16 protein-coding genes are annotated in these 20,311 nt (G+C 70.2%); 8 read left to right on the forward strand and 8 right to left on the reverse strand.

Translation table 11 applies throughout. From position 1 onward, the window contains the following. Positions 1-56 precede the first annotated feature (56 nt). Both ACIBHX_RS01265 and ACIBHX_RS01270 read left to right on the forward strand, forming a co-directional pair. Positions 57-719 (forward strand): response regulator transcription factor, encoded by a 663-nt coding sequence (locus ACIBHX_RS01265; protein ID WP_397063056.1) that lies wholly within the window; start codon positions 57-59, stop codon positions 717-719. Beyond that, entirely contained in the window at positions 716-1,831 is a 1,116-nt protein-coding gene (locus tag ACIBHX_RS01270; RefSeq protein ID WP_397063058.1) for a sensor histidine kinase, read from the forward strand. The genes ACIBHX_RS01265 and ACIBHX_RS01270 overlap by 4 nt, the downstream gene beginning before the upstream one ends. 370 nt (positions 1,832-2,201) lie before the next feature. Here the strand turns inward: ACIBHX_RS01270 and ACIBHX_RS01275 are convergent, their stop codons facing one another. Next, positions 2,202-2,765, reverse strand: a complete 564-nt coding sequence (locus ACIBHX_RS01275) for a thioredoxin family protein (protein ID WP_397063060.1) — start codon at positions 2,763-2,765, stop codon at positions 2,202-2,204. A 44-nt stretch (positions 2,766-2,809) separates the two neighbouring features. Between ACIBHX_RS01275 and ACIBHX_RS01280 the strand changes: the two genes are divergently transcribed. Next, the gene (locus ACIBHX_RS01280; RefSeq protein WP_397063062.1) at positions 2,810-3,181 is read left to right on the forward strand and encodes a VOC family protein; all 372 of its coding nucleotides are present in this window, start codon (positions 2,810-2,812) and stop codon (positions 3,179-3,181) included. On the opposite strand, the gene ACIBHX_RS01285 is transcribed toward ACIBHX_RS01280, so the two are convergent. Further along, positions 3,167-6,151, reverse strand: a complete 2,985-nt coding sequence (locus tag ACIBHX_RS01285) for a glycoside hydrolase family 3 N-terminal domain-containing protein (RefSeq protein WP_397063064.1) — start codon at positions 6,149-6,151, stop codon at positions 3,167-3,169. The two genes, ACIBHX_RS01280 and ACIBHX_RS01285, sit on opposite strands and share 15 nt — an antisense overlap. A 284-nt stretch (positions 6,152-6,435) precedes the next feature. Here ACIBHX_RS01285 and ACIBHX_RS01290 point away from each other — a divergent pair, with 284 nt between their 5' ends. Further along, positions 6,436-6,732, forward strand: coding sequence for a hypothetical protein (locus tag ACIBHX_RS01290; protein WP_397063066.1), 297 nt, complete (start codon positions 6,436-6,438; stop codon positions 6,730-6,732). On the opposite strand, the gene ACIBHX_RS01295 is transcribed toward ACIBHX_RS01290, so the two are convergent. The 3 genes from ACIBHX_RS01295 to ACIBHX_RS01305 form a co-directional block, all read right to left on the reverse strand. Next, positions 6,720-7,388 carry a hypothetical protein gene (locus tag ACIBHX_RS01295; protein WP_397063068.1) on the reverse strand — a complete coding sequence of 223 codons (669 nt, stop codon included), beginning with the start codon at positions 7,386-7,388 and terminating at the stop codon, positions 6,720-6,722. The genes ACIBHX_RS01290 and ACIBHX_RS01295 overlap by 13 nt on opposite strands. Before the next feature lie 71 nt (positions 7,389-7,459). Then, positions 7,460-7,951 (reverse strand): cyclase, encoded by a 492-nt coding sequence (locus ACIBHX_RS01300; protein ID WP_397063070.1) that lies wholly within the window; start codon positions 7,949-7,951, stop codon positions 7,460-7,462. 58 nt (positions 7,952-8,009) lie between these two features. Then, complete coding sequence (locus tag ACIBHX_RS01305; protein ID WP_397063072.1) at positions 8,010-8,972, reverse strand: AraC family transcriptional regulator; 963 nt, start codon at positions 8,970-8,972, stop codon at positions 8,010-8,012. 90 nt (positions 8,973-9,062) lie between these two features. Between ACIBHX_RS01305 and ACIBHX_RS01310 the strand changes: the two genes are divergently transcribed. Beyond that, positions 9,063-9,788 carry a hypothetical protein gene (locus tag ACIBHX_RS01310; protein ID WP_397063073.1) on the forward strand — a complete coding sequence of 242 codons (726 nt, stop codon included), beginning with the start codon at positions 9,063-9,065 and terminating at the stop codon, positions 9,786-9,788. 29 nt (positions 9,789-9,817) lie between these two features. Here the strand turns inward: ACIBHX_RS01310 and ACIBHX_RS01315 are convergent, their stop codons facing one another. Continuing rightward, the gene (locus tag ACIBHX_RS01315; RefSeq protein WP_397063075.1) at positions 9,818-10,363 is read right to left on the reverse strand and encodes a Uma2 family endonuclease; all 546 of its coding nucleotides are present in this window, start codon (positions 10,361-10,363) and stop codon (positions 9,818-9,820) included. 313 nt (positions 10,364-10,676) lie between these two features. Continuing rightward, the gene (locus ACIBHX_RS01320; protein ID WP_397063077.1) at positions 10,677-13,124 is read right to left on the reverse strand and encodes a DNA topoisomerase (ATP-hydrolyzing) subunit A; all 2,448 of its coding nucleotides are present in this window, start codon (positions 13,122-13,124) and stop codon (positions 10,677-10,679) included. Positions 13,125-13,208: 84 nt separating this feature from the next. On the opposite strand from ACIBHX_RS01320, the gene ACIBHX_RS01325 reads away from it, so the two are divergent. Both ACIBHX_RS01325 and ACIBHX_RS01330 read left to right on the forward strand, forming a co-directional pair. Further along, positions 13,209-14,033: a TauD/TfdA dioxygenase family protein gene (locus ACIBHX_RS01325; protein ID WP_397063079.1), complete on the forward strand. Its 825-nt coding sequence runs from the start codon at positions 13,209-13,211 to the stop codon at positions 14,031-14,033. Between the two features lie 448 nt (positions 14,034-14,481). Further along, positions 14,482-16,581 (forward strand): RecQ family ATP-dependent DNA helicase, encoded by a 2,100-nt coding sequence (locus ACIBHX_RS01330; protein WP_397063081.1) that lies wholly within the window; start codon positions 14,482-14,484, stop codon positions 16,579-16,581. A gap of 60 nt (positions 16,582-16,641) precedes the next feature. Here the strand turns inward: ACIBHX_RS01330 and ACIBHX_RS01335 are convergent, their stop codons facing one another. Then, entirely contained in the window at positions 16,642-17,535 is an 894-nt protein-coding gene (locus ACIBHX_RS01335) for a carbohydrate kinase family protein (protein ID WP_397063083.1), read from the reverse strand. Positions 17,536-17,635: 100 nt separating this feature from the next. On the opposite strand from ACIBHX_RS01335, the gene ACIBHX_RS01340 reads away from it, so the two are divergent. After that, entirely contained in the window at positions 17,636-20,287 is a 2,652-nt protein-coding gene (locus tag ACIBHX_RS01340) for a GNAT family N-acetyltransferase (RefSeq protein WP_397063085.1), read from the forward strand. The last annotated feature ends 24 nt before the right edge of the window (positions 20,288-20,311 follow it).

Consider the following 20,311-nt stretch of genomic DNA (forward strand, 5'->3'; position numbering starts at 1 on the left):
TGGCATCGTAAAGGCATGGCACCTCAACCAGGCACGACGACCGGCGGCGAGGGGCGGTGAGGGTCCTGGTCGTCGAGGACTTCGAGGTCCTCGCCCGCTCCATCGGAACCGGGCTGCGCCGCGAAGGCATGGCCGTCGACGTCGTCCTGGATGGGACCGCCGCCCTCGACCGCCTGGCCGCCACCCGCTACGACGTGGTGATCCTCGACCGCGACCTGCCCGGCGTCCACGGGGACGAGATCTGCCGGCAGCTCGCCCACGGCCGCTGTGAGACCCGCGTACTGATGCTCACCGCCTCCGGCACGATCGAGGACCGCGTCGACGGGCTCAGCCTCGGCGCCGACGACTACCTGCCCAAGCCTTTCGCGTTCGCCGAACTGGTCGCCCGCGTCCGCGCCCTGGCTCGCCGCGCCACCCCGCCGCTACCGCCCACCCTGGCATGCGGGGACATCACCCTCGATCCGGCCCGCCGTATCGCGTTCCGGGCCGGTCGGCGCCTTGACCTGAGCCCCAGGGAGTTCGCCCTGCTCGAATGCCTGCTCGCCGTACCCGGCCAGGTCATCTCCGCTGAGGCACTGCTCGAACGTGTCTGGGACGCGGCCGCCGACCCCTTCAGCAGCGCCGTCAAGCACACCATGCACCGGTTACGGGCCAAGCTCGGCGACCCGCCCGTGATCGAGACCATCCGCGAAGGCGGCTACCGCATCGGACCGTCATGACCCCCCAGAAGCTCGCCAGAAGGTCCCTGCAGACGCGGCTCGCGCTCGCCTACGCGGCGGGCATCTACACCGCCGCGGTCTTGGTGCTCGTATTCGTCGCCGTCCCGCTCGCCAGCATCCAGGCGGCCACCCCCATAGGCCACCCCTCATCGAGCGCGATCACCGAAACCGGGCCCGGGATCAGCCTGCCCCAACTCCTCACAGGATCCGCCGTCGCCCTGGTCATTCTGATTCCCGTCGCCCTGGCTCTGGGCTGGTACGTCGCCGGCCGGTTCCTGCACCCGCTGCGCGCCATCACCGCCACCGCCCAACTCATCTCCGCCGGAAACCTCCACCGGCGCCTCGACCTCGGCGAGCCCACGGACGAGCTGACCGAGCTCGGCCACACCCTTGACGACCTGTTCGCCCGCCTTCAGGCCTCCTTCGACGCCCAACGCCACTTCGTCGCCAACGCCTCCCACGAGCTGCGCACCCCTCTCGCCGGCCTGCGCACCCTCCTCGAAGTCGCCCTCGCCGACCCCGATGCCGACACCGACACCCTGCGCTCGGCCTGCCAGGAGGCCCTCGCTCTCGGCGGATATCAGGAGCGACTCGTCCAAGCACTGCTCACTCTGGCCACCAGCGAGCGCGGCGTCACCCGCTGGGACACCCTCGACCTCGCCCACGTCGTCGAAGGAGTGCTCGCCTCCCGCCGCGACCAAGCAACGCAGAAAGGCATTGACCTTGCCGAACATCTCACGCCCGCAGTGACGGCCGGAGACCCGAGACTGATCGAAAGCCTCGTCGCCAACCTCATCGACAACGCCATCCGCCACAACCACGCAGACGGGCACGTAAAGGTCACCACGCAGACCTCCGGCACGCAGGTGGCCCTCACGGTCACCAACAGCGGGCCAGTCATCCCCGACAATCAGATCCAGCGCCTCTTTCACCCCTTCCAGAAACAGGCGCCTGATCGTCACGGCAGCCGCGACGGCTACGGCCTCGGCCTCGCCATCGTCAACGCCGTCACCCAAGCTCACCACGCCACCCTTACCACCAGCGCACGCCCAGAAGGCGGCTTGTCCATCACCGTGCGGTTCGCGCACGGATCTCATCCGAACAGCCCCTAACGTCACGTACTTCTCACCGACATTCCAGGCCCGATCAGCCCCCAAGTGCTGTCCAAACTGACCGGCAAACGTTGCTGCTCACCGCAAAATCACACTCCCGTACGGCACGCCGCCGCCACGCTGGTCCATATACAGCACGGCCTGTCGCGCGAGCGGGCCGCTGCGGTGGCCCACGGCGTACGGGCCCCTGGATGGGGGCGCTACGGTGGCCCGCCGCACCTTCGACCCTCCTCGGTGGTCAAGGGCGGAGTCGTGGCGGCGGGCGACCGTCACCGACTCGCCGGACGCGCCGGTCGCGGGCCCTCAGCCGAAGTACGGCGGGCGGCCGGTAGGGCGGCCTGCCGTACAGCAGAGAAATCCAGCAGAGGAATCAGGATGGCTCGTTGCCGGGCCGCCATTTGATGCCGCAGCCGATGGACGGGATCTGGTCGTCGTCGACCGGGTCGCCCGCGAGGAGCGCGTCGACGGCGCCGCGGAGCGACTCGCCCGTGACCGGGATGTCGTTGCGCGGGCGGGAGGCGTCGAACTGGCCGCGGTAGGCGAGCTTGAACGCCGAGTCGTAGAGGAAGAAGTCCGGCGTGCACGCCGCCCGGTAGGCCTTGGCCACCTCCTGGGTGTCGTCGAGCAGGTACGGGAAGGTGAACCCGGCGCGCGCCGCCTGTTCGGCCAGGTGCGTGGCGTCGTCGTCGGGGTAGTTGACGTTGTCGTTGCTGCAGATGCCGACGGCCGACAGGTGTGAGCCGTACTCCGCGACCATGACCCCGAGCCCGTGTTCGATGTGGCGGACGTAGGGGCAGTGGTTCGACAGGAAGATCACGAGCGTCGCGGGCGAGCCCTTGAGGTCCGTGAGAGAGACGCTCCCGCCGTCGATGGCTGTGAGATCGAAGGGAGGAGCGGGTGTACCGAGAGGAACCATGAACGAGTTGGCAGCCATGAACTTCATTCTTCGTCGGCGCGAGCCACGATAATAGGGGTCCTATGAAGGCTATTGCGAGATATCGCACGACTGTCCTGGATTGCCCTGATCCGCGGGCTCTGGCGGAGTTCTACTCCAAGCTGCTCGGCTGGCCGATCGTCTCGGCGGAGGACGACTGGGTGGTGGTCAGCGACGGGGGGTCGCCCAAGCGGCTGGCCTTCCAGCTGGCCGCCGACCATCAGCCGCCGGACTGGCCGGGCGCCGAGCGTCCCCAGCAACTGCACCTCGACGTGACCGTCGACGATCTCGACGTGGCCGAGAAGCAGGTGCTGGTGATCGGCGCCGTCAAGCACGAGCACCAGCCGAGCGAGGAGGACAGCTTCCGCGTCTTCCTCGACCCGGCCGGTCACCCGTTCTGCCTATGCCGCGACTGACTGGGCCAGCAGGTCCACCGCCTTCCTGAGGTTGCCCGAGGCCACCTCGTGGTCGGCCAGGGCCTGCAGGCCGGGGCGTTTGCCGCCGGCCTGCGCCAGGTCCCTGGCCACGGAGACGACCGCGTCGTCCTGGGCGTAGGCGTCGGTGCGCGACTTCTCCAGCAGGGACGCGGCCGTGGCCAGCGCGGCCAGCACCCGGCCGGCGTTGCCGCCGGGGTCGATCCGGAGCACCGCGGCGGCAGCCCTCGACGGGCCGTCGCCGCGGGCGAGGACCGCCCGGGCCGCGGCGAGCCGGTCGCGCGCGGAGTCGGTCCGCAGCCCCCAGCCGTAGGGGAAGAGCGGGTCGTAGGCGCTGTCGCCCACGTTGATCGGCAGCTGGTCGGCCGATCTGAACCAGGTGAAAGGCAGCCTGCCGGTGTACGGCACGGCCCCGAACAGCGGGTCGGCCACCCCGGCGCCCTCGGTGCCCGGCAGCCACGAGGCCACCAGCGCCGTGACGCGCGACAGGTCGCCGAGCGCCAGCGGGCGCCCTGAGACCATCAGCACCACGCACTTCAGCGCACCGCACACCCGGTCGATCGCGGCACGGTCTGCCGCCGCCAGGTCGAGCGTGTGGCCGTTCACGCCGATGTCGCCCATGCCCTCCGCGTACGGCTTCTCGCCCACGACCACCACGCCCACGTCGTGACCCGCGATGGGCGCGGAGGCGTCGGCCGAGTACGTCACCGAGGCCGCCCGCGCCTTGATCGCCTGCAGGATCGTGGTTCCCTGCGTGATCGGACCCGGTGAGCCCTGCCAGGTGATCGTCCACCCGCCGGTCTGGGCGCCCAGGTCGTCGGCGTTCGACCCGGCCACGTAGGCCCTGGCGGACGGCGCCAGGGGCAGCAGGTGCCCGTCGTTCCTGAGCAGGACCTGCGACTCGGCGGCAGCCGTACGGGCGACCGCGCGGTGCGCCGCGGAGCCCACCTGACCCGACCTGTCGGCGTAGGGGTGCTCGAACAGCCCCAGGCGGAACTTCTGTGCCAGGATCCTGGACACCGCGTCGTCGACGCGGGAGACGGGCACCCTGCCGGCGGAGACCTCGTCTTTCAGCGTGGACTCGAAGGTCTGGAACGCGTACGGCACCATGATCATGTCGAGCCCGGCGTTGATCGAGGTCCGCACGTCGCTCGGGTAGTCGCCAGGGATCTGGTCGATGGCCTGCCAGTCGCTGATCACGAAGCCCTTGAAGCCCAGCCGGCCCTTGAGCACGTCCGTGATGAGCTCCTTGTTCGCGTGCATCTTGGTCGCGCCGACGCTGGAGTAGGACGGCATGACCGCGCCCACCCCGCGCCTGACCGCCGCCTCGAACGGCGGCAGGTGGATCGCCTCCAGCTCCGCCCTGGTGCCCGTGAAGACACCCTGGTCGATCTTGTAGTCGCCGGTCGTCGAGGTGCCGTAGGTGGTGCCGCCGTCGCCCACGTAGTGCTTGGCGGTGGCCAGCACGCCCTGGCTCTGCAGCCCGTCGATGATCGTCGTCATCCGGGAGACCAGCGCGGGGTCCTCGCCGAAGGACTCGTAGGCGCGGCCCCAGCGGTCGTCGCGCGACACGCACACGCACGGCGCGAAGGCCCACGGGATGCCGGTCGCCTTGACCTCGTCGCCGGTGATTTTTCCGGATTCTTCGACCAGTTCCGGGTCGCGGGTGGCGCCCATGCCCACGTTGTGCGGGAAGATCGTCGCGCCGTAGACGTTGTTGTGCCCGTGGACCGCGTCGACGCCGTAGATCAGCGGGATCTGCAGCCGGGTCTGCCGGGTTCTGAGCTGGAAGCCGTCCACCATGTCGGCCCAGCCTCTGGGCGTGTTCGCCGCCGGGGCCGACCCGCCTCCGGACAGCAGCGACCCCAGCAGGTACGTGGCGATGTCACCCTGCTTGCCCAGCGCCTGGCGCTCGGCCTGGGTCATCTGCCCGATCTTCTCCTCGAGGGTCATCCTCTTGAGCAGGTCCGCCACCCGGTCCTTGACCGGGATCTTTCGCGATAGGTACGGCAGGCCGTGGGCGTTGATCACGACGACCGGGGGCTCCTGCGGCGGGCGGGTTCCGGCTCCCGACAGCTCGATCGGGATCGTCTCGGCGGTCTCGGCGTCGCCGTCACCCAGGGTCTGGACCGTGACGGTCTTCGTGGCCCCGGAGGCGGTCCCGGCGGGGAACGTCAGGGTGCCCTGGGCGGGGGTGTAGTCCTGGCCCGGGGCAGCGGTCCCCGTTCCGGTCCGGTAGTCAACGGCGAGGTCGGCGGGCAGCGGCTTGCCGTCGAACGTGGTCACCGTCACGCCCACCCGGGCGGATCCCGCCTCGTCCACGGGGTAGACGGGCGCGTTCGTGCTCAGCCTGGCGGGTCTCGGCGGCGCTGTGCCGTACACCTGGACGTCGTCCCAAAGCAGGGTGCCGGAGGTGGTCGGCAGCCGCATCGCGTAGCCCCACATCGCGACCAGGTCCAGCTCGCCGTCGCTGGGCGCGCCCGGCGGCTGGTAGTCGGCGCGGCGGGTGAAGTCCGTGAACGGCACCTTGATCTGCCGCCAGCCCGCCGAGGTGTCGGTGAACGACGACTCGAACAGCTCCGAGCTGCCCGCCCCCGCGCCGCCGTCCTTGATCTCGAACGCCATCTTCTGCCCGGAACCGGTCCCCTTCACCCAGAACGAGAATCCCTCGTACGGTGACCAGTCCTGAGCCGTGGTCAGGTCGTGCGACCACCCGCCCCACTGGGAGACGTGGTAGTCCACCTTCAGCACCCGCCCACCCCGCTCGGCGTCGGCCTGCACGGCCAGCGCCGGAGTGGACGGCCCGTCGTTGCCCCAGGCGAACACGCCGGGCGGCAGCCCGTCGCCCTCGAAATCCGTGATCGTCAGCGGTGGTCCGGCCTCGGCCCGGGCCGGTGGTGCGACGAATAGCGCGGCGACGAGCGTCAGCGCCACGCATAAGCGAGTACGCACAGAACCTCCAGCAGGGTGGGAGAGCGCTCTCTCGCTCGAGCCAACCACAACTCCCACCCCTCGACGACCCCTCGCGGCGTTCCGTGGGGTCAGCCCTGATACCCCTCCGTGCTCGCCGCGTCCGACCTCGTCGCCGATGCCCCTGCTGCGCCGCCACCGGCCGAGCAGCGTCTCGCTCTCGCCGCCCTGCGTGCCGTTCACCCAGAAGGCGTAGTTGTCGGCGGTGTCGATGAAGATCCCGCCCGCTGGACCGCACTCCAGGTCAACCCGGTAGTGTCGAGGCCATGGCAGGGGAGATCGACATCTCGCACCGCGATCTGCTCGACGCCCGCGACGAGCTGATCAGCATCGGCCAGTCGCTGGACGGGCACATCCGGGCGTTCACCGGTGAGCAGTTCGACCCGTGGGGCGAACTGGTCACCCTCGTAGGGGTCCCTCTACAGGTCGGTCACGCAGGACGCGCTCGGCATCTACGCCTCGCGCGCCGCCGCGATGCAGGACGACGGCGTGCGGGTGGGCAGGATGTCGGCCACGTATCGCGACGCCGACGACGCGAGCACCATCTGAGTCACGGCCGGTAGTGCGGGTTGGCGATGTACTCGCCGAACTGGCCGGTCTCCGGATCGTAGGGTTTGGCGCCCTTGATGTAGCGCCCCTCGATGCCGCCGGGGAAGGCCACCTCCCGCTGGTGCGCCGTGCGCAGCGCGCTGCCCATGGTCTGCTGGAGGTCGATCCCGCCCGGCGCGTCCACGTCGTAGAGGTACCGGGTGGGGAAGATCCGCCGCAGCGTCTGCCGCATCGCCACCCTGGTCACCAGCACCGACAGTGGCAGCGAGGCCAGCGACGCCCCCATCGACACCGCCGACGCGCTCAGGGCTCTGACGATCCGGACGGCCAGCCGTACCAGCGCGCCGATGATGCCGACCTTCCAGGCCAGCACCAGCGCCCCGCCCACGACGCACGCGCCGCCGATCAGCAGCGCCACCCTGGCGTGATCACCGCCGTCCTCGGCGGCCACGGCCATGCTCTCGCGCATCTGCGCCACATCCGCCCCGGAGTTACGCGCGACTACTCGTCCGGCGGCGTCCGTGGCGTCCCTGTGGTGCTCGTGGAGAGTTCCACCGAAGGCGACCCATCGCCCCCCCGAACTGCCCAGCAGGTCCTCATCGACGGTCGGCCACTCGTACCCCGTCATGTTCAGCGCCAACGCCAGCTGCCCCGGCAGTTGCAAGCTCATCCCCCGGCAAACCCCCGGCACACAGCAAATCCCTCATTCGTAACTTCGAGCGCTACAGCCTAGCGAACCCCTCAAGCACCCCCGAATTCTGGCATATCTTCTGTACGGCGGGCGGCGGCTTCGGTCAGCGCCTTGATGTGCCGATTACGCAGCAGGATGAGCCGGGCCATGTACCGCCGCAGCACCAGAACCTCCGCCAGCCTCCCCACCGGCCCGAACGGCGCCGTGAACTCGACCACGTCCCGCATGACCGTGCCCCCGCCGGTCGCCTCGAAGTGGTGCTCGTGATACCAGCGCCGGAACGGCCCGGCCACCTGCTCGTCCACGAACGAGACCGGCCTGTCGTACCCGCTGATCGTGGAGGTCAGCCGCCACCTCACCCCGAAGTGCCGCGCCACCCACGTCACTTGGTCGCCCAGCGCGAGCATCCCCTCGGTGACCCCGCCGACGGCCCGCTCTCCGGAGGCGTGCATCGACGACGTGTGCACCTCGACGGACAGCGACGTATCGAAGACCAGCTCCCGAGGCGCCTGAATGACCGTGACAACTTCGAACCGTGGCATGCGCCAGATCCTAGGCACCACCGCCCCACCGGCGGGCCGCGCGCACCATGATGTCGTGTCAGCGCGAGTCCGCCTGAGGCGGCGTGCGGTATCTGCCTGGGGGGACGCCGATCTGACGTTTGAAGGCCTTGCGGAAGGCGATCTCGGAGTCGTATCCGAGTCGACCTGCGATGATCGGGATGGTGTGGCCGCCGGCGAGGAGCCGGGTGGCGCGGTGCATCCGCCACCGGGTGAGGTACTTCATGGGTGGCTCGCCCACGATGTGCGTGAAACGTGCGGAGAACGCCGAGCGTGACAGCCCGGCCGCCGCCGCGAGTTCCGTGACGTTCCATGGCCGTCCCGGAGCTTGGTGAATGAGACCGAGCGCGCGGCTGATCGACGGATCCTCCAGTGCCCGCAACCATCCCCCGGCTTCGGGTGGCTGTCGTTCCACCCACGCCCTGATGATGTGAATGAAGAAGATCTCGGTGAGTCGCCGCAGCACCGCCTCCGCCCCGGGCCGGCGGGATCTCGATTCCGCCGCGATGAGATCCACGATGCCGGCGAAGTCCGGGGACAGCCGGCCCTGCGCCGCCGGGATGTGGATCAGCCTTGGCAGGGACTGCAACAGCGACAGGTGGCGGTGGTGCTCCATGCGGAACGAGCCGCAGAGCATGACCGATTTCGAGCCGTCACCCTCGAACGGGAAGACCTGATGCTCACGGCTGGCGTGGTAGTCCAGAGCCACCTCCTGAACGGCCGATGAGGCGGGCTCGTCACAGATCGCATGAGCGTCACCGTAGGGGAAGACGATGACGTCTCCTTCGCTGATCGGAAGGGGGCCAGCGTGGCTGCCAGGGGCCAGCAGGTAGCCGCCTCCTGAACCGATGATGTGGAAGACGCTGTCGTGGCTGGCCATGAAGTCGAATCGCCACGGCGGAACGATCTCGGTGCGTGAGTGGAGCCAGCCGCGCAGATCGAGAGAGCCGAGCACGTCGGCGAGCACATCCACAGCGGGAGCGACCTCTGGACGATTGGACATATTTTGGAGACTACACGGCATAGAAGCTCCGGACTGTGGCCAGCTACCGTGCGTTGCGAGGACAGTTACGACGCAAGGATGGAGACAGTCATGGAGCCCCCGAACCTGCACATCACGCGCGGCATCATCGCCTCGACCCTGGACGAGGCCAGGGCGATGCACAACGCGTTCATCTCCGGCGGTCCCCAGCCAGGGATCGAGATCGCCCGTTCGCTCGGGGATCTGAGCCACAACGTCTATACGCCGGCCGACGGCGTGGACACCGGGTTCGCCGCCAAGCCCGACGAGTTGCTGTTCGTCGACCGCTGGGCGGAGCCGGACGGCATGGAGGCGTTCTTCTCCAACCCGTCGGCGCAGGAGGCCGGAGACCGGCTGTACTCCTCGCGTGAGGAATCAGAATGGACGCCCGCGCCCGGCGGATTCACCTTCTGGGTCCCTGCTCCCAGCGGCACCACCGCACCGTTCATCGCGATGACACGCAGACCCGCCCCATCTGCGAGCGCGGCGATCACAGCGTTGACCGAATTCGCGGTCTCCACCCTGCCCGCGGCGCGGCGACGCGGGCAGGTCTCCCATGCGCTGTTCGTGCGACGCGCTGACGTCATCGTCGCCCGGCCCGCATCGAACGCGCGCCACGATGGCGGTAAGAGGACCGCCGAATCCGTTGAACCTGTCGAGTTCCTCACCATGGACTCGTGGCTGACTCTGGAAGGGCTGCAGGAACACTACAGCGACGCGTCCAGGATCAATGGCCTCCCCAGCACCCGGCACCACACCGTCGTATGGCAGCAGGCGCCCGGATTCTCAGAATGGTGACACCACTCCGCCGGCAGACCTGATCGTCGTCAGCTCACGCGGGGAAGACCGGAGGTCTCGATGACAGCTCCGGCTAGCTTGATCGCTTCGCCGAAGTCATATCCCGTCATCGATGCCCACCCCTCGTGCCGGGGCTTGGCCAGATAGGTACACACGCCCTTGCCGGGGTCAATGATCAAGTACTCGGGGATGCCTGCCGCCGCGTAAAGGCGTCGCTTGGTGACGTAGTTGTTGTCGCTGTTGCTCTGGGAGGCCACCTCGACCACCACGTCCACCAGGTCAGCGGTCAACCGGCCGTTCGATGCGGGCAGTCCGTGCAGGACCACGACGTCGGGGCGCGGCTCAGACCCGTCGGGCAGGAGGACTCCAGCCTCCTGCAACACATAGCTCCCCGGCTCGTACGCTGCTGCGAGCTGCCGCTCAACCCGGGATGCGATGAAGCTGTTCTGCCAAGAGGGGGCGGCCTGCATGACGATCTGGCCCGCCAACGTCTCGATCTTCAGCTCGGGGCGCTCGCCCCGTTCCATCTCCTGGTACAGCTCTTCAGCGACCCGGGCGATCTGCGTCTGATCCATGTCACGCTCCCCTCGTCGTCCCCTTACATCTCACCATGAAGATGCCCTCTTCCATGCGACAAAGCCCGGTCTCCGACTCGGCAGATGGCCCCGGCCGCCATGGCGGGTTCGGGCGGGGGATCGCGCCGGAGGTGCGTGTGGGGTGCGGGGGCGGAGCCCCCGCACCTAATCAATCACAGCCCGAGCCGGAGGCGAGGTCGGCGCGGGTGCAGGGGCGCGCCCCTGCCAGGGGGTAGTGGGGGGCTCGGCCCCCCACTAAGAACAGCCCACAGCTGACAAGCGCGAAGCGCTGCCGAAGGCGAGGGCCTTGTCCTTAGGCGCCGAGGGAGCCGCCGATGGCGCCGATGGTGTGGGTGAGGCGGACTCCCGAGCCGTCCCGGCGGCCGATCTCCTCGGGGAGCGGGATGGGCTTGCCGGTGGCCGAGACGGCCTTGGCCGGGGCCGGACCCGCCCAGGCGAGCAGCAGGACGTCTTCACCCTTGAGGAAGCGCTGGGCGCGGACGCCGCCGGTGGCGCGGCCCTTGGCGGGGAACTCGGCGTAGTCGGACACCTTGCCCCCGCCGACCTGGGTACCCGGCAGGGCGGTGGCCGAGCCGGCCACCGTGACCACCTGGGCCGGGCGCGCGGGGTCGACCACGCCGAACCAGACGACGGACGCGTCGCCGTCGAGGCGGATCCCGGCCATGCCTCCGGCGGGGCGCCCCTGCGGGCGGACCTGCGAGGCGGGGTAGCGCAGCAGCTGGGCGTCCGAGGAGATGAACACCAGGTCGTGGTCCTCGGATTCGAGCTCGACGGCCCCGACCACGCGGTCGCCGTCCTTGAGGGTGATCACCTCGAAGTCGTCGCGGTTGCCCGGATATTCGGGCACCACCCGTTTGACCACGCCCTGGGCGGTGCCGACGGCGAGCCCGGGCCCGTCGGGATCCAACGACCCCAGCCCGACCACGATCTCGTCAGGGGTCAGGGACACGTACTCGGACACGGGGTGACCGCCCGACACCGACGGCGGGTTCGCCGACGGGGGCAGCGTGGGCAAGTCGACCACGTTCACCCGGATCATGCGGCCCTGCGACGTCACCACCCCCACGTTGCCCCGGACGGAACTGCGCACCACCGAGACCAGCACGTCGTGGGCGGACCGCTCGCCCTCGCCCGACAGGGGAGAGGCGTCGCTGGTGCGCGCCAGCAGTCCGGTGGACGACAGCATCACCAGGCACGGGTCGTCGGCCACCTCCAGGGACACGGCCGCGTTGCGCTCCACGCCGGACGACTCGAGCAGGACGGTACGGCGCGGTGTGCCGTACTTCTTGGCCACCTCGGCCAGCTCGCCCGAGGCCACCTGGCGCAGCCGCGTCTCGGAGGACAGGATCTCGGTCAGCTCGGCGATCTCCTCGCTCAGCACCGACTTCTCGCTGTCGAGCTCGAGCTTGTCGAACTTGGTGAGGCGGCGCAGCGGCGTGTCGAGGATGTAGGCCGCCTGGATCTCCGACAGCTCGAACACGTCCATCAGGCGGCTGCGCGCCTGGGCGGAGTCGTCGCTTGAGCGGATGACCTGGATGACCTCGTCGATGTTGAGCAGCGCGATGATCAGGCCGTCGACCAGGTGCAGGCGCTCCTGCCGCTTGCGGCGCCGGTACTCGGAGCGCCGGCGGACGACCTCGAGGCGGTGGTCGACGTAGACCTGCAGCAGCTCGCGCAGGCCCAGCGTGCGCGGCTCGCCGTCGACGAGCGCGACGTTGTTGATGCCGAAGGTCTCCTCCATCGGCGTGAGCCGGTAGAGCTCCTCAAGCACCGCCTCGGGGATGAAGCCGTTCTTGATCTCGATGACCAGGCGCAGGCCCTTGTGCCGGTCGGTGAGGTCCTTCAGGTCGCTGATGCCGGCCAGCCTCTTGGAGGTCACCAGCTCCTTGATCTTGGTGACCACGCGCTCGGGGCCGACGTTGTAGGGCAGTTCGGTGACGACGATGCCCTTGCGCCGCGGGGTGATCTGCTCGACGGTGGCCTTGGCGCGCATGCGGAACGTGCCGCGCCCGGTCTCGTAGGCGTCGCGGACGCCCTGCAGGCCGATGATCGAGCCGCCGGTCGGCAGGTCGGGCCCGGGCACGAAGCGCATCAGCTCGTCGAGCGTGGCCTCCGGCTTCTTGATCAGGTGCCGGGCGGCGGCCACGACCTCGCCGAGGTTGTGCGGCGCCATGTTCGTGGCCATGCCGACCGCGATGCCGGTGGTGCCGTTGACGAGCAGGTTCGGAAACGCCGACGGCATGACCGTGGGCTCGGTCTCCTGCCCGTCGTAGTTGGGCTTGAAGTCGACCGTGTCCTCGTCCAGCGACTCCACCATGAGCATCGCGGGCGGGGCGAGCCTGGCCTCGGTGTAACGCATGGCGGCCGGCATGTCGTCGGGGGAGCCGAAGTTGCCGTGGCCGTCGACCAGTGGCAGGCGCATGGAGAACGGCTGTGCCAGCCGTACCAGGGCGTCGTAGATGGCGCTGTCACCGTGGGGGTGCAGCTTGCCCATCACGTCGCCGACGACGCGCGAGGACTTGACGTGGCCCCGGTCGGGACGCAGCCCCATCTCGCTCATCGAATAGAGGATGCGGCGCTGGACGGGCTTGAGACCGTCGCGGGCGTCGGGGAGGGCGCGCTGGTAGATCACCGAGTAGGCGTACTCGAGATAGCTGGCGCGCATCTCGGCGGACACGTCGATGTCGACGATCCGCTCCTCGAAATCCTCCGGCGGGGGTGCTGTCGTGCGTCGGGCCATGTCGAACATTGTGCCGAAGAAGCACGGGTGCCCGCGACACGAATCGTACTTGACCAAGCAATTGCTTGGTTATATGGTCCGGGCATGATTGAGTTTCACCCCGTGACCAAGCACATCGGCGCCGAGGTGACGGGCGTTGATCTGCGCAAACCGCTTGCCCAGGAAGAGGTGGCGACGCTCCGGGAGGGGTGGCTGAAGCACCTCGTGCTGTTCTTCCGCGATCAGCACATCGACGACGAGCAGCACCTGCAGTTCGCGTTGAACTTCGGCACGCTCAATCACCCGGCCTTCAAGAAGGACTCCGGCAGCCCCATCCACGTGCTCGACCAGACTTCCCCCAAGGGCGAGGGCGGGGACGAGTGGCACAGCGACAACACCTTCGAGCCGACGCCGCCGATGGGGTCACTGCTGCGCTGCGTCCAGCTGCCGAGCGTGGGCGGCGACACCTGCTGGGCCAACACCTACCTGGCCTACGAGTCGCTGTCGAAGCCGCTGCAGCGCCTGTGTGACGAGCTGACGGCCGTGCACGACATCACGATGTCGATGAAGAAGGCCATCTCCAAGGGGCACCCCTTCGACCTGGCGGAGGTCCAGGCCAAGTGGCCGCCGCTCGAGCGTCCCGTGGTCCGGGTGCACGCCGAGACGGGGCGCAAGGCGCTGTTCGTCAACCGGGCCTCGACCACGCGCCTGGTCGGCCTCTCCGACCGGGAGAACGAGGCGCTGCTGCCGATGCTGATCGACCACATCCGCTCGCCCGAGTTCCAGTGCCGCCTCAGGTGGGCGCCGGGCACGCTGGCCTTCTGGGACAACCGTCCCACGCAGCACTACGCGGTCGCGGACTACACCGAACGACGCCGCATGCACCGCGTCACCGTCAACGCCTTCGCCGAACATGGTGATAAATCCTGACACTTCAGGTTGTCTCTGGCCTGATCTTCCACGGTGATCCTGTACGGCGGGCCGCCGCAACCGGCCGCCCGCCGTCGTCCGCCGAGGGCCCGCGACCGGCGCTCGCGGCGAGTCGGCGCCGGTTCTCGCCGTCACGGCGCCTCGTGACCCGGGCACCACGGTCCCCCTGTCCCCGGCGCCCTGTGCGTTTCATTTCCCGGGCACAACGGTCCCCCTCGCCCGCCGCACAGGGCGCCGGATGACCCCGCACACCACCCCACCGCCCCTGCGGGAAATGGGTGACGAAGCGGCGTAACGGCGCGCAACCCCGCATCACCGGAGGAGCGTCTCCTGGACAGTGCCGAGCCGGAGTGCGGCGGGTGGTGGTGGGGCGGCTTCGCCGTACGACAGCAGCGAGCAAACAGGCAAGTGGAGAAAAGCGTCGGCGGGAGGTGGTAACAAGGAGCACATGATTGACGCCCCTGATGCCGGAATGCTGCGGGACGAGGCCGAGGAGCGGCTGCGCGCCCTCGCCGGGGACCACGCGCGGCTGCGCGACGACCAGTGGGCCGCCATCCAGGCGCTGGTCGTGGAGCGACGCCGGGTCCTCGTGGTGCAGCGCACCGGATGGGGCAAGTCGGCCGTCTACTTCGTGGCGACCGGGCTGCTGCGCGACATGGGCGAGGGCCCGACCGTCATCGTGTCGCCGCTGCTGGCGCTGATGCGCAACCAGATCGCCGCCGCCGAGCGGGCCGGCATCCGCGCCGTGACGATCAACTCGGCCAATCCGGAGGCGTGGGAGGAGATCTACGGCAGGGTCGCCGACGGCGAGGTCGACGTGCTGCTGGTCAGCCCCGAGCGGCTGAACAACCCGGACTTCCGCGACAACGTGCTGCCCGAGCTGGCTGAGAGCGCCGGGCTCGTCGTGGTCGACGAGGCGCACTGCATCTCCGACTGGGGCCACGACTTCCGCCCCGACTACCGCAGGCTGGCGACGCTGTTCCGCGAGCTGCCGCCCGGGATCCCGGTGCTGGCGACCACGGCGACCGCCAACGCGCGGGTGACCCGCGACGTGGCCGAGCAGCTGGAGGCGACAGGGGTCGACGAGGCCGTCGTGCTGCGCGGCCCGCTCGAGCGAGACAGCCTGCACCTGAGCGTCGTACGGCAGGCCACGGCGGAGCAGCGGCTGGCATGGCTGGCCCAGACCCTGCGCGAGCTCCAAGGCTCCGGGATCGTCTACACGCTGACCGTGGCCGCCGCCCACGAGATCGCCGGCTACCTGCGCGAGCAGGGCCACGAGGTGGCCGCCTACACCGGTCAGACCGACCCGGCCGAGCGGCTGGAGGCCGAGGAGGCGCTGCTCAACAACAAGATCAAGGCGCTGGTGGCCACCAGCGCGCTCGGCATGGGCTTCGACAAGCCCGACCTGGGCTTTGTCGTCCACGTGGGCGCGCCCCAGTCGCCCGTCGCCTACTACCAGCAGGTCGGCAGGGCGGGCCGCGGCGTGGAGCGGGCAGAGGTGATCCTGCTGCCCGGCACCGAGGATCGCGACATCTGGGCCTACTTCGCCTCGCTGGCGTTCCCGCCGGAGTCCGTCGTCCGGGCCACGCTGGCGGCGCTGGAGGAGGGCGGCGTGATGTCCACCCCGGCGCTGGAGACCGCGGTCGACCTGAGCCGCAGCCGCCTGGAGATGATGCTGAAGGTCCTCGACGTCGACGGCGCCGTCAGGCGGGTCAAGGGCGGCTGGCAGGCCACCGGCCAGGAGTGGGAGTACGACACCGAGCGCTACGCCCGCATCTCCGCAGAGCGCCGGGCCGAGCAGGAGGCGATGCTCGGCTACCTGACGACGACCGAGTGCCGCGAGGAGTACCTGCGGCGCCACCTCGACGACGACGCGGCCGCGCCGTGCGGGCGCTGCGACAACTGCACGGGAAACCACCGATCGGCCGAGGTTGCCGGCCAGGCCGTCGACGCCGCCCGGGAGCGCCTGGGCAGGCCCGGCGTCGAGGTGGAGGCGCGCAGGCAGTGGCCGAGCGGCCTGGCCGACCTGTCCGGCAGGATCAAGCCCGAGCTGGGCGCACAGCCGGGGCGGGCGCTCGGCCGCCTGACCGACATCGGCTGGGGAAACCGGCTGCGCGAGCTGTTCAACGGGCCCGACCAGGCGATGGCCGACGACATGTTCAAGGCGGTGATCCAGGTGCTGTCGTCGTGGGACTGGCAGGAACGGCCCGTGGCCGTGGTCAACGTGCCCTCCGCCTCGCGGCCGCAGCTCGTGCGCGGGTTCGCCGAGCGGCTGGCGTCCGTGGGGCGGCTGACGTATCTGGGCGAGCTCGGCTACCGTTCGGGGCCGCCCGGCCAGCAGTTCAACAGTGCCAAGCGGGTCCAGGCGGTCCGCGGCACGCTGGCGATGCCGCGCGAGCTCGGAGCCGCGATCGCCGGGTGTGGCGGCCCGGTGCTGCTGGTCGACGACCGCATCGACACGGGGTGGACGATGACGCTGGCCACTGCCCTGGTCCGGCACGCGGGAGCCCCCGCCGTGCTGCCGCTGGCGCTGGCCACGGTCAGCTGACCCCCGTAGTCGTCCACCACGGGATCGACGGTGGCGGGCCTGCCGTACGGGATGAGGAATCTACAGGCGAGGGCGGGCGCCCAGGTGGGCGATGGCCTTGGCGGCCAGGCGGCACCCGGCGGACAGCGACTCCGCGGGCGGCTTGCCCTCCAGCCACGACGGCAGGAACCCGGCGCAGAAGGCGTCACCGGCGCCCGTGCCGTCGATGATCCGGTCGACCGGCTCGGCCGCGACGTGCACCGGGTCGGGACGCCCGTTGGTGTACCAGAGCGCGCCGTCGGCGTTCATCTTGATCACGACCTGCGGGAACCAGGCCGTCAGCACCTTGGCCGCCGCCTCCGGCTCGTCGCGCCCGGTCAGGACGCGCGCCTGGTCGGCGTTGGCGAACAGCAGCTTGGCCCCGTTCGTCCACTCCAGGAACGGCTCGGCCCCGGTGCGCTCCAGCGGCGCGGAGGAGGAGCAGTCGACCGAGATGGACATCCCCGACCGGCGCGCCATGTCCAGCGCGGCCATCCCGGCGTCGCGGGAGCCCTCGTTGATCAGCGTGTAGCCGGACAGGTGCAGGTGGCCGCCGCCGTTGAACAGGTCGCGCGGCAGGTCCTCCGACGACAGCGCGGCGTTGGCACCCGGGTCGGACAGCATCGTGCGCTCGCCCTTGTGCGTGACGAGCACCACGCAGGTGCCGGTGGGGCGCTCAGGATCCATGACCAGACGGGCGTCGACGCCGTAGCCCATCAGCTCCATGTCGCGGTTACGACCGGTGATGTCGGCGCCACGGCGGCCGATGAACGCCACCTCCGCGCCTTCCACGGCCAACCAGGAGGCGATGTTCGCCCCGGAGCCGCCACCGTGCATCGTCACGATCGCCGGAGTGTCGCTCGCTCTGGCGAGCGCATAACGGGCGCGCGCGACCGCGTCGGTCATGAGATCGCCCACCACGACGACCCGCGTCATGATGCCACCACCTTGCTGCCTTCAGAACGAGCCTGGCCACGGCAAAAGTAACAGCTCCCAGCCTGCCCGTGGGCCGGACCTCGGACACTGGCACCCTTCGATGCACAAGCGTTGCCCAATAGCGCCTGCAGGTACCCTCGGGACTGTGGAGGCTCAGTATCCGGCTCACTGGGAGGCGGACGTCGTCCTGGCCGACGGCGGCACCGCTCACGTGCGGCCCATCAGGCCCGCCGACGCCGATCGACTCCTCGCCTTCTACTCCCGCTTGTCGGACGAATCGATCTATTTCCGGTTCTTCGGGCCGAGGCCGCGGCTGACCGACAAGGAAGTGACCTGGTTCACCAACGTCGACTACGTCAACCGGGTCGCGCTGATCGCCACGATCGGCACCGAGATGGTGGCCGTCATCCGCTACGACAGGACCGACGAGGCCGAGGCGGAGGTTGCCTTCCTCGTCGAGGACGCCCACCAGGGGCGCGGCGTGGCCTCCGTCCTGCTCGAGCACCTGGCCGCCACCGCCCGCGAGAACGGCATCCAGCGCTTCATCGCCGACGTGCTGCCCGCCAACATGAAGATGATGGGCGTGCTGCGCCAGGCCGGATACACCGCCGAGAGCCGCTTCGCCGACGGCGTCGTGCGCATGACGCTCGACCTGACCCCGACCGAGACGGCCGCCGAGGTGACCACGGCCCGCGAGCACAGGGCCGAGGCCAGGTCCATCGGGCGGCTGCTGTCACCCGGCTCGGTCGCCGTCATCGGCGCCTCCCGCGAGCCGGGCGGCGTCGGCCAGACAGTGCTGCGCAACCTGCTGGCCGCCGACTTCACCGGGCCCGTCTATCCGGTGCACCGTGAGGTGCGGGCCGTGGCGGGTGTGCGCGCCTATCCGAGCGTCAACGCCATCGACGGCGACGTCGACCTGGCCGTCGTTGCCGTGCCCGCGGACGGCGTGATCGACGTCGTCAAGGAATGCGCGGAAAAGGGCGTGCACGGGCTGGTCGTGGTCTCCTCCGGCTTCGGCGAGACCGGCGCCGAGGGGCGCGCCCGCCAGGACGAGCTGGCCCGCATCGCCCGCGCGTACGGCCTGCGGGTGGTGGGGCCCAACTGCCTGGGCATCGCCAACACCGACCCGGCGGTCAGGCTCAACGCCACGCTGGCCGCCACCGTGCCGGGCCGGGGCCGGGTCGGCTTCTTCAGCCAGTCAGGTGCCCTCGGCACCGCGCTGCTGCAGCGGGTGGCGCAGCGGGGGATGGGCATCTCCACGTTCGTCTCGGCGGGCAACAGGGCCGACGTGTCGGGCAACGACCTGCTGCAGTACTGGGAGGAGGACCCCTCGACCGAGGTGATCCTGCTCTACCTGGAGTCCCTGGGCAACCCGCGCAAGTTCACCCGCCTGGCCCGCCGTATCTCCCGCGACAAGCCGATCGTGGTGGTCAAGAGCGGCGGCACCCCGGGCAGCCACTCCGCCGAGTCGCTGCGGCTGCCCGATTCGGCGATCAGCTCGCTGTTCTCGCAGTCCGGGCTGATCCGGGTGGACGACCTGATCCAGCTCTTCGACGTCGGCCAGCTGCTGGCCTACCAGCCGCTGCCCGCCGGGCCGCGGGTCGGGCTGGTCACCAACTCCGACGCGCTCGGGCTGCTCGCCGTCGACGCCTGCATCACGGCCGGGCTGGAGCCCCGCCCGCCGGTCAACCTCGGCGCGGCCGCCGGCGCCGCGGAGTTCGGTACGGCTCTCGCCGGCGAGCTCGGCTCCCCCGAGGTGGACGCGGCCGTGGTGGTCTACATGCCGCCGATCCCCGGCGCGGCCTCCGACGTGGCGACCGAACTGCTGCGGGTCTCGCGCGACTCGGGCAAGCCGGTGCTTGCCACCTTCGAGGGGTATCTCGGGATGCATCCCGATCTGCGGGTCGGCGACGGGGCCACGCCGTCGCGGGGCTCGATCCCCTCCTACGCCGCGCCTGAGGAGGCGGTCAGAGCCCTAGCCCACGTCGCGAAATATGCCCAATGGCGGGCGCAACCGCTCGTGCCGCCGCCCGCGCTGGAGGACATCTCCACCTCGCGCGCCAGGGCTCTCGTCGGGGAGATGACCGAGGGCGAATGGGACGCCGCCCAGCTCCTGACCTGCTACGGGCTCGACGTCTGGCCCGCCGACATCGTCCGCTCGCCCGACGAGGCGGTCGAGGCCGCCGGGCGGCTGGGCTGGCCGGTCGTGCTCAAGGTGGCCGACCCCGACGCCTCCCGCCGCGCGGGCACCGTACGGCTCGGCCTGGCGGGACCCGACAGCGTCCGCCATGCCTACTCCGAGTTCGCCGCCCAGCTCGGCGACGACGTGGAGCTGGCCGTCCAGCGCATGGCGCCCCAGCCGGCGGTGCCGACCGTGGTCAGCGTGGTCGAGGACCCCGCCTTCGGCCCTGTCGTGTCGTTCGGGCTCGGCGAGGTCACCGCGCGGCTCCTGCTCGACCAGGGGTTCCGCCTCGCCCCACTCACGGCCGAGGACGCCGCCGGTCTGGTCAGGTCAGTGCGGGCCGCGCCCCTGCTCTTCGGCGAGTACGGTTACCCGCCCGTCGCCGTGGACGCCCTGGAAGACCTCCTGGTCCGCGTCGGCCGCCTGGCCGGCGACCTGCCGGAGGTGGCCAGACTCGACCTCGACCAGGTCCTCGTCGGCGAGTCAGGCGTCATCGTCCTAGCCGCCCGAGCCCACCTCCGCGCCCCCACAGGCCCCCGCCTGGACGCCGCCCCCCGCCGCCTTTCATAACCCCACCCGCCGCCCACGCACAGC

The sequence above is a fragment of the Nonomuraea sp. NPDC050536 genome, assembly GCF_044457685.1.
In the GTDB taxonomy this organism is placed as follows: Bacteria; Actinomycetota; Actinomycetes; order Streptosporangiales; family Streptosporangiaceae; genus Nonomuraea.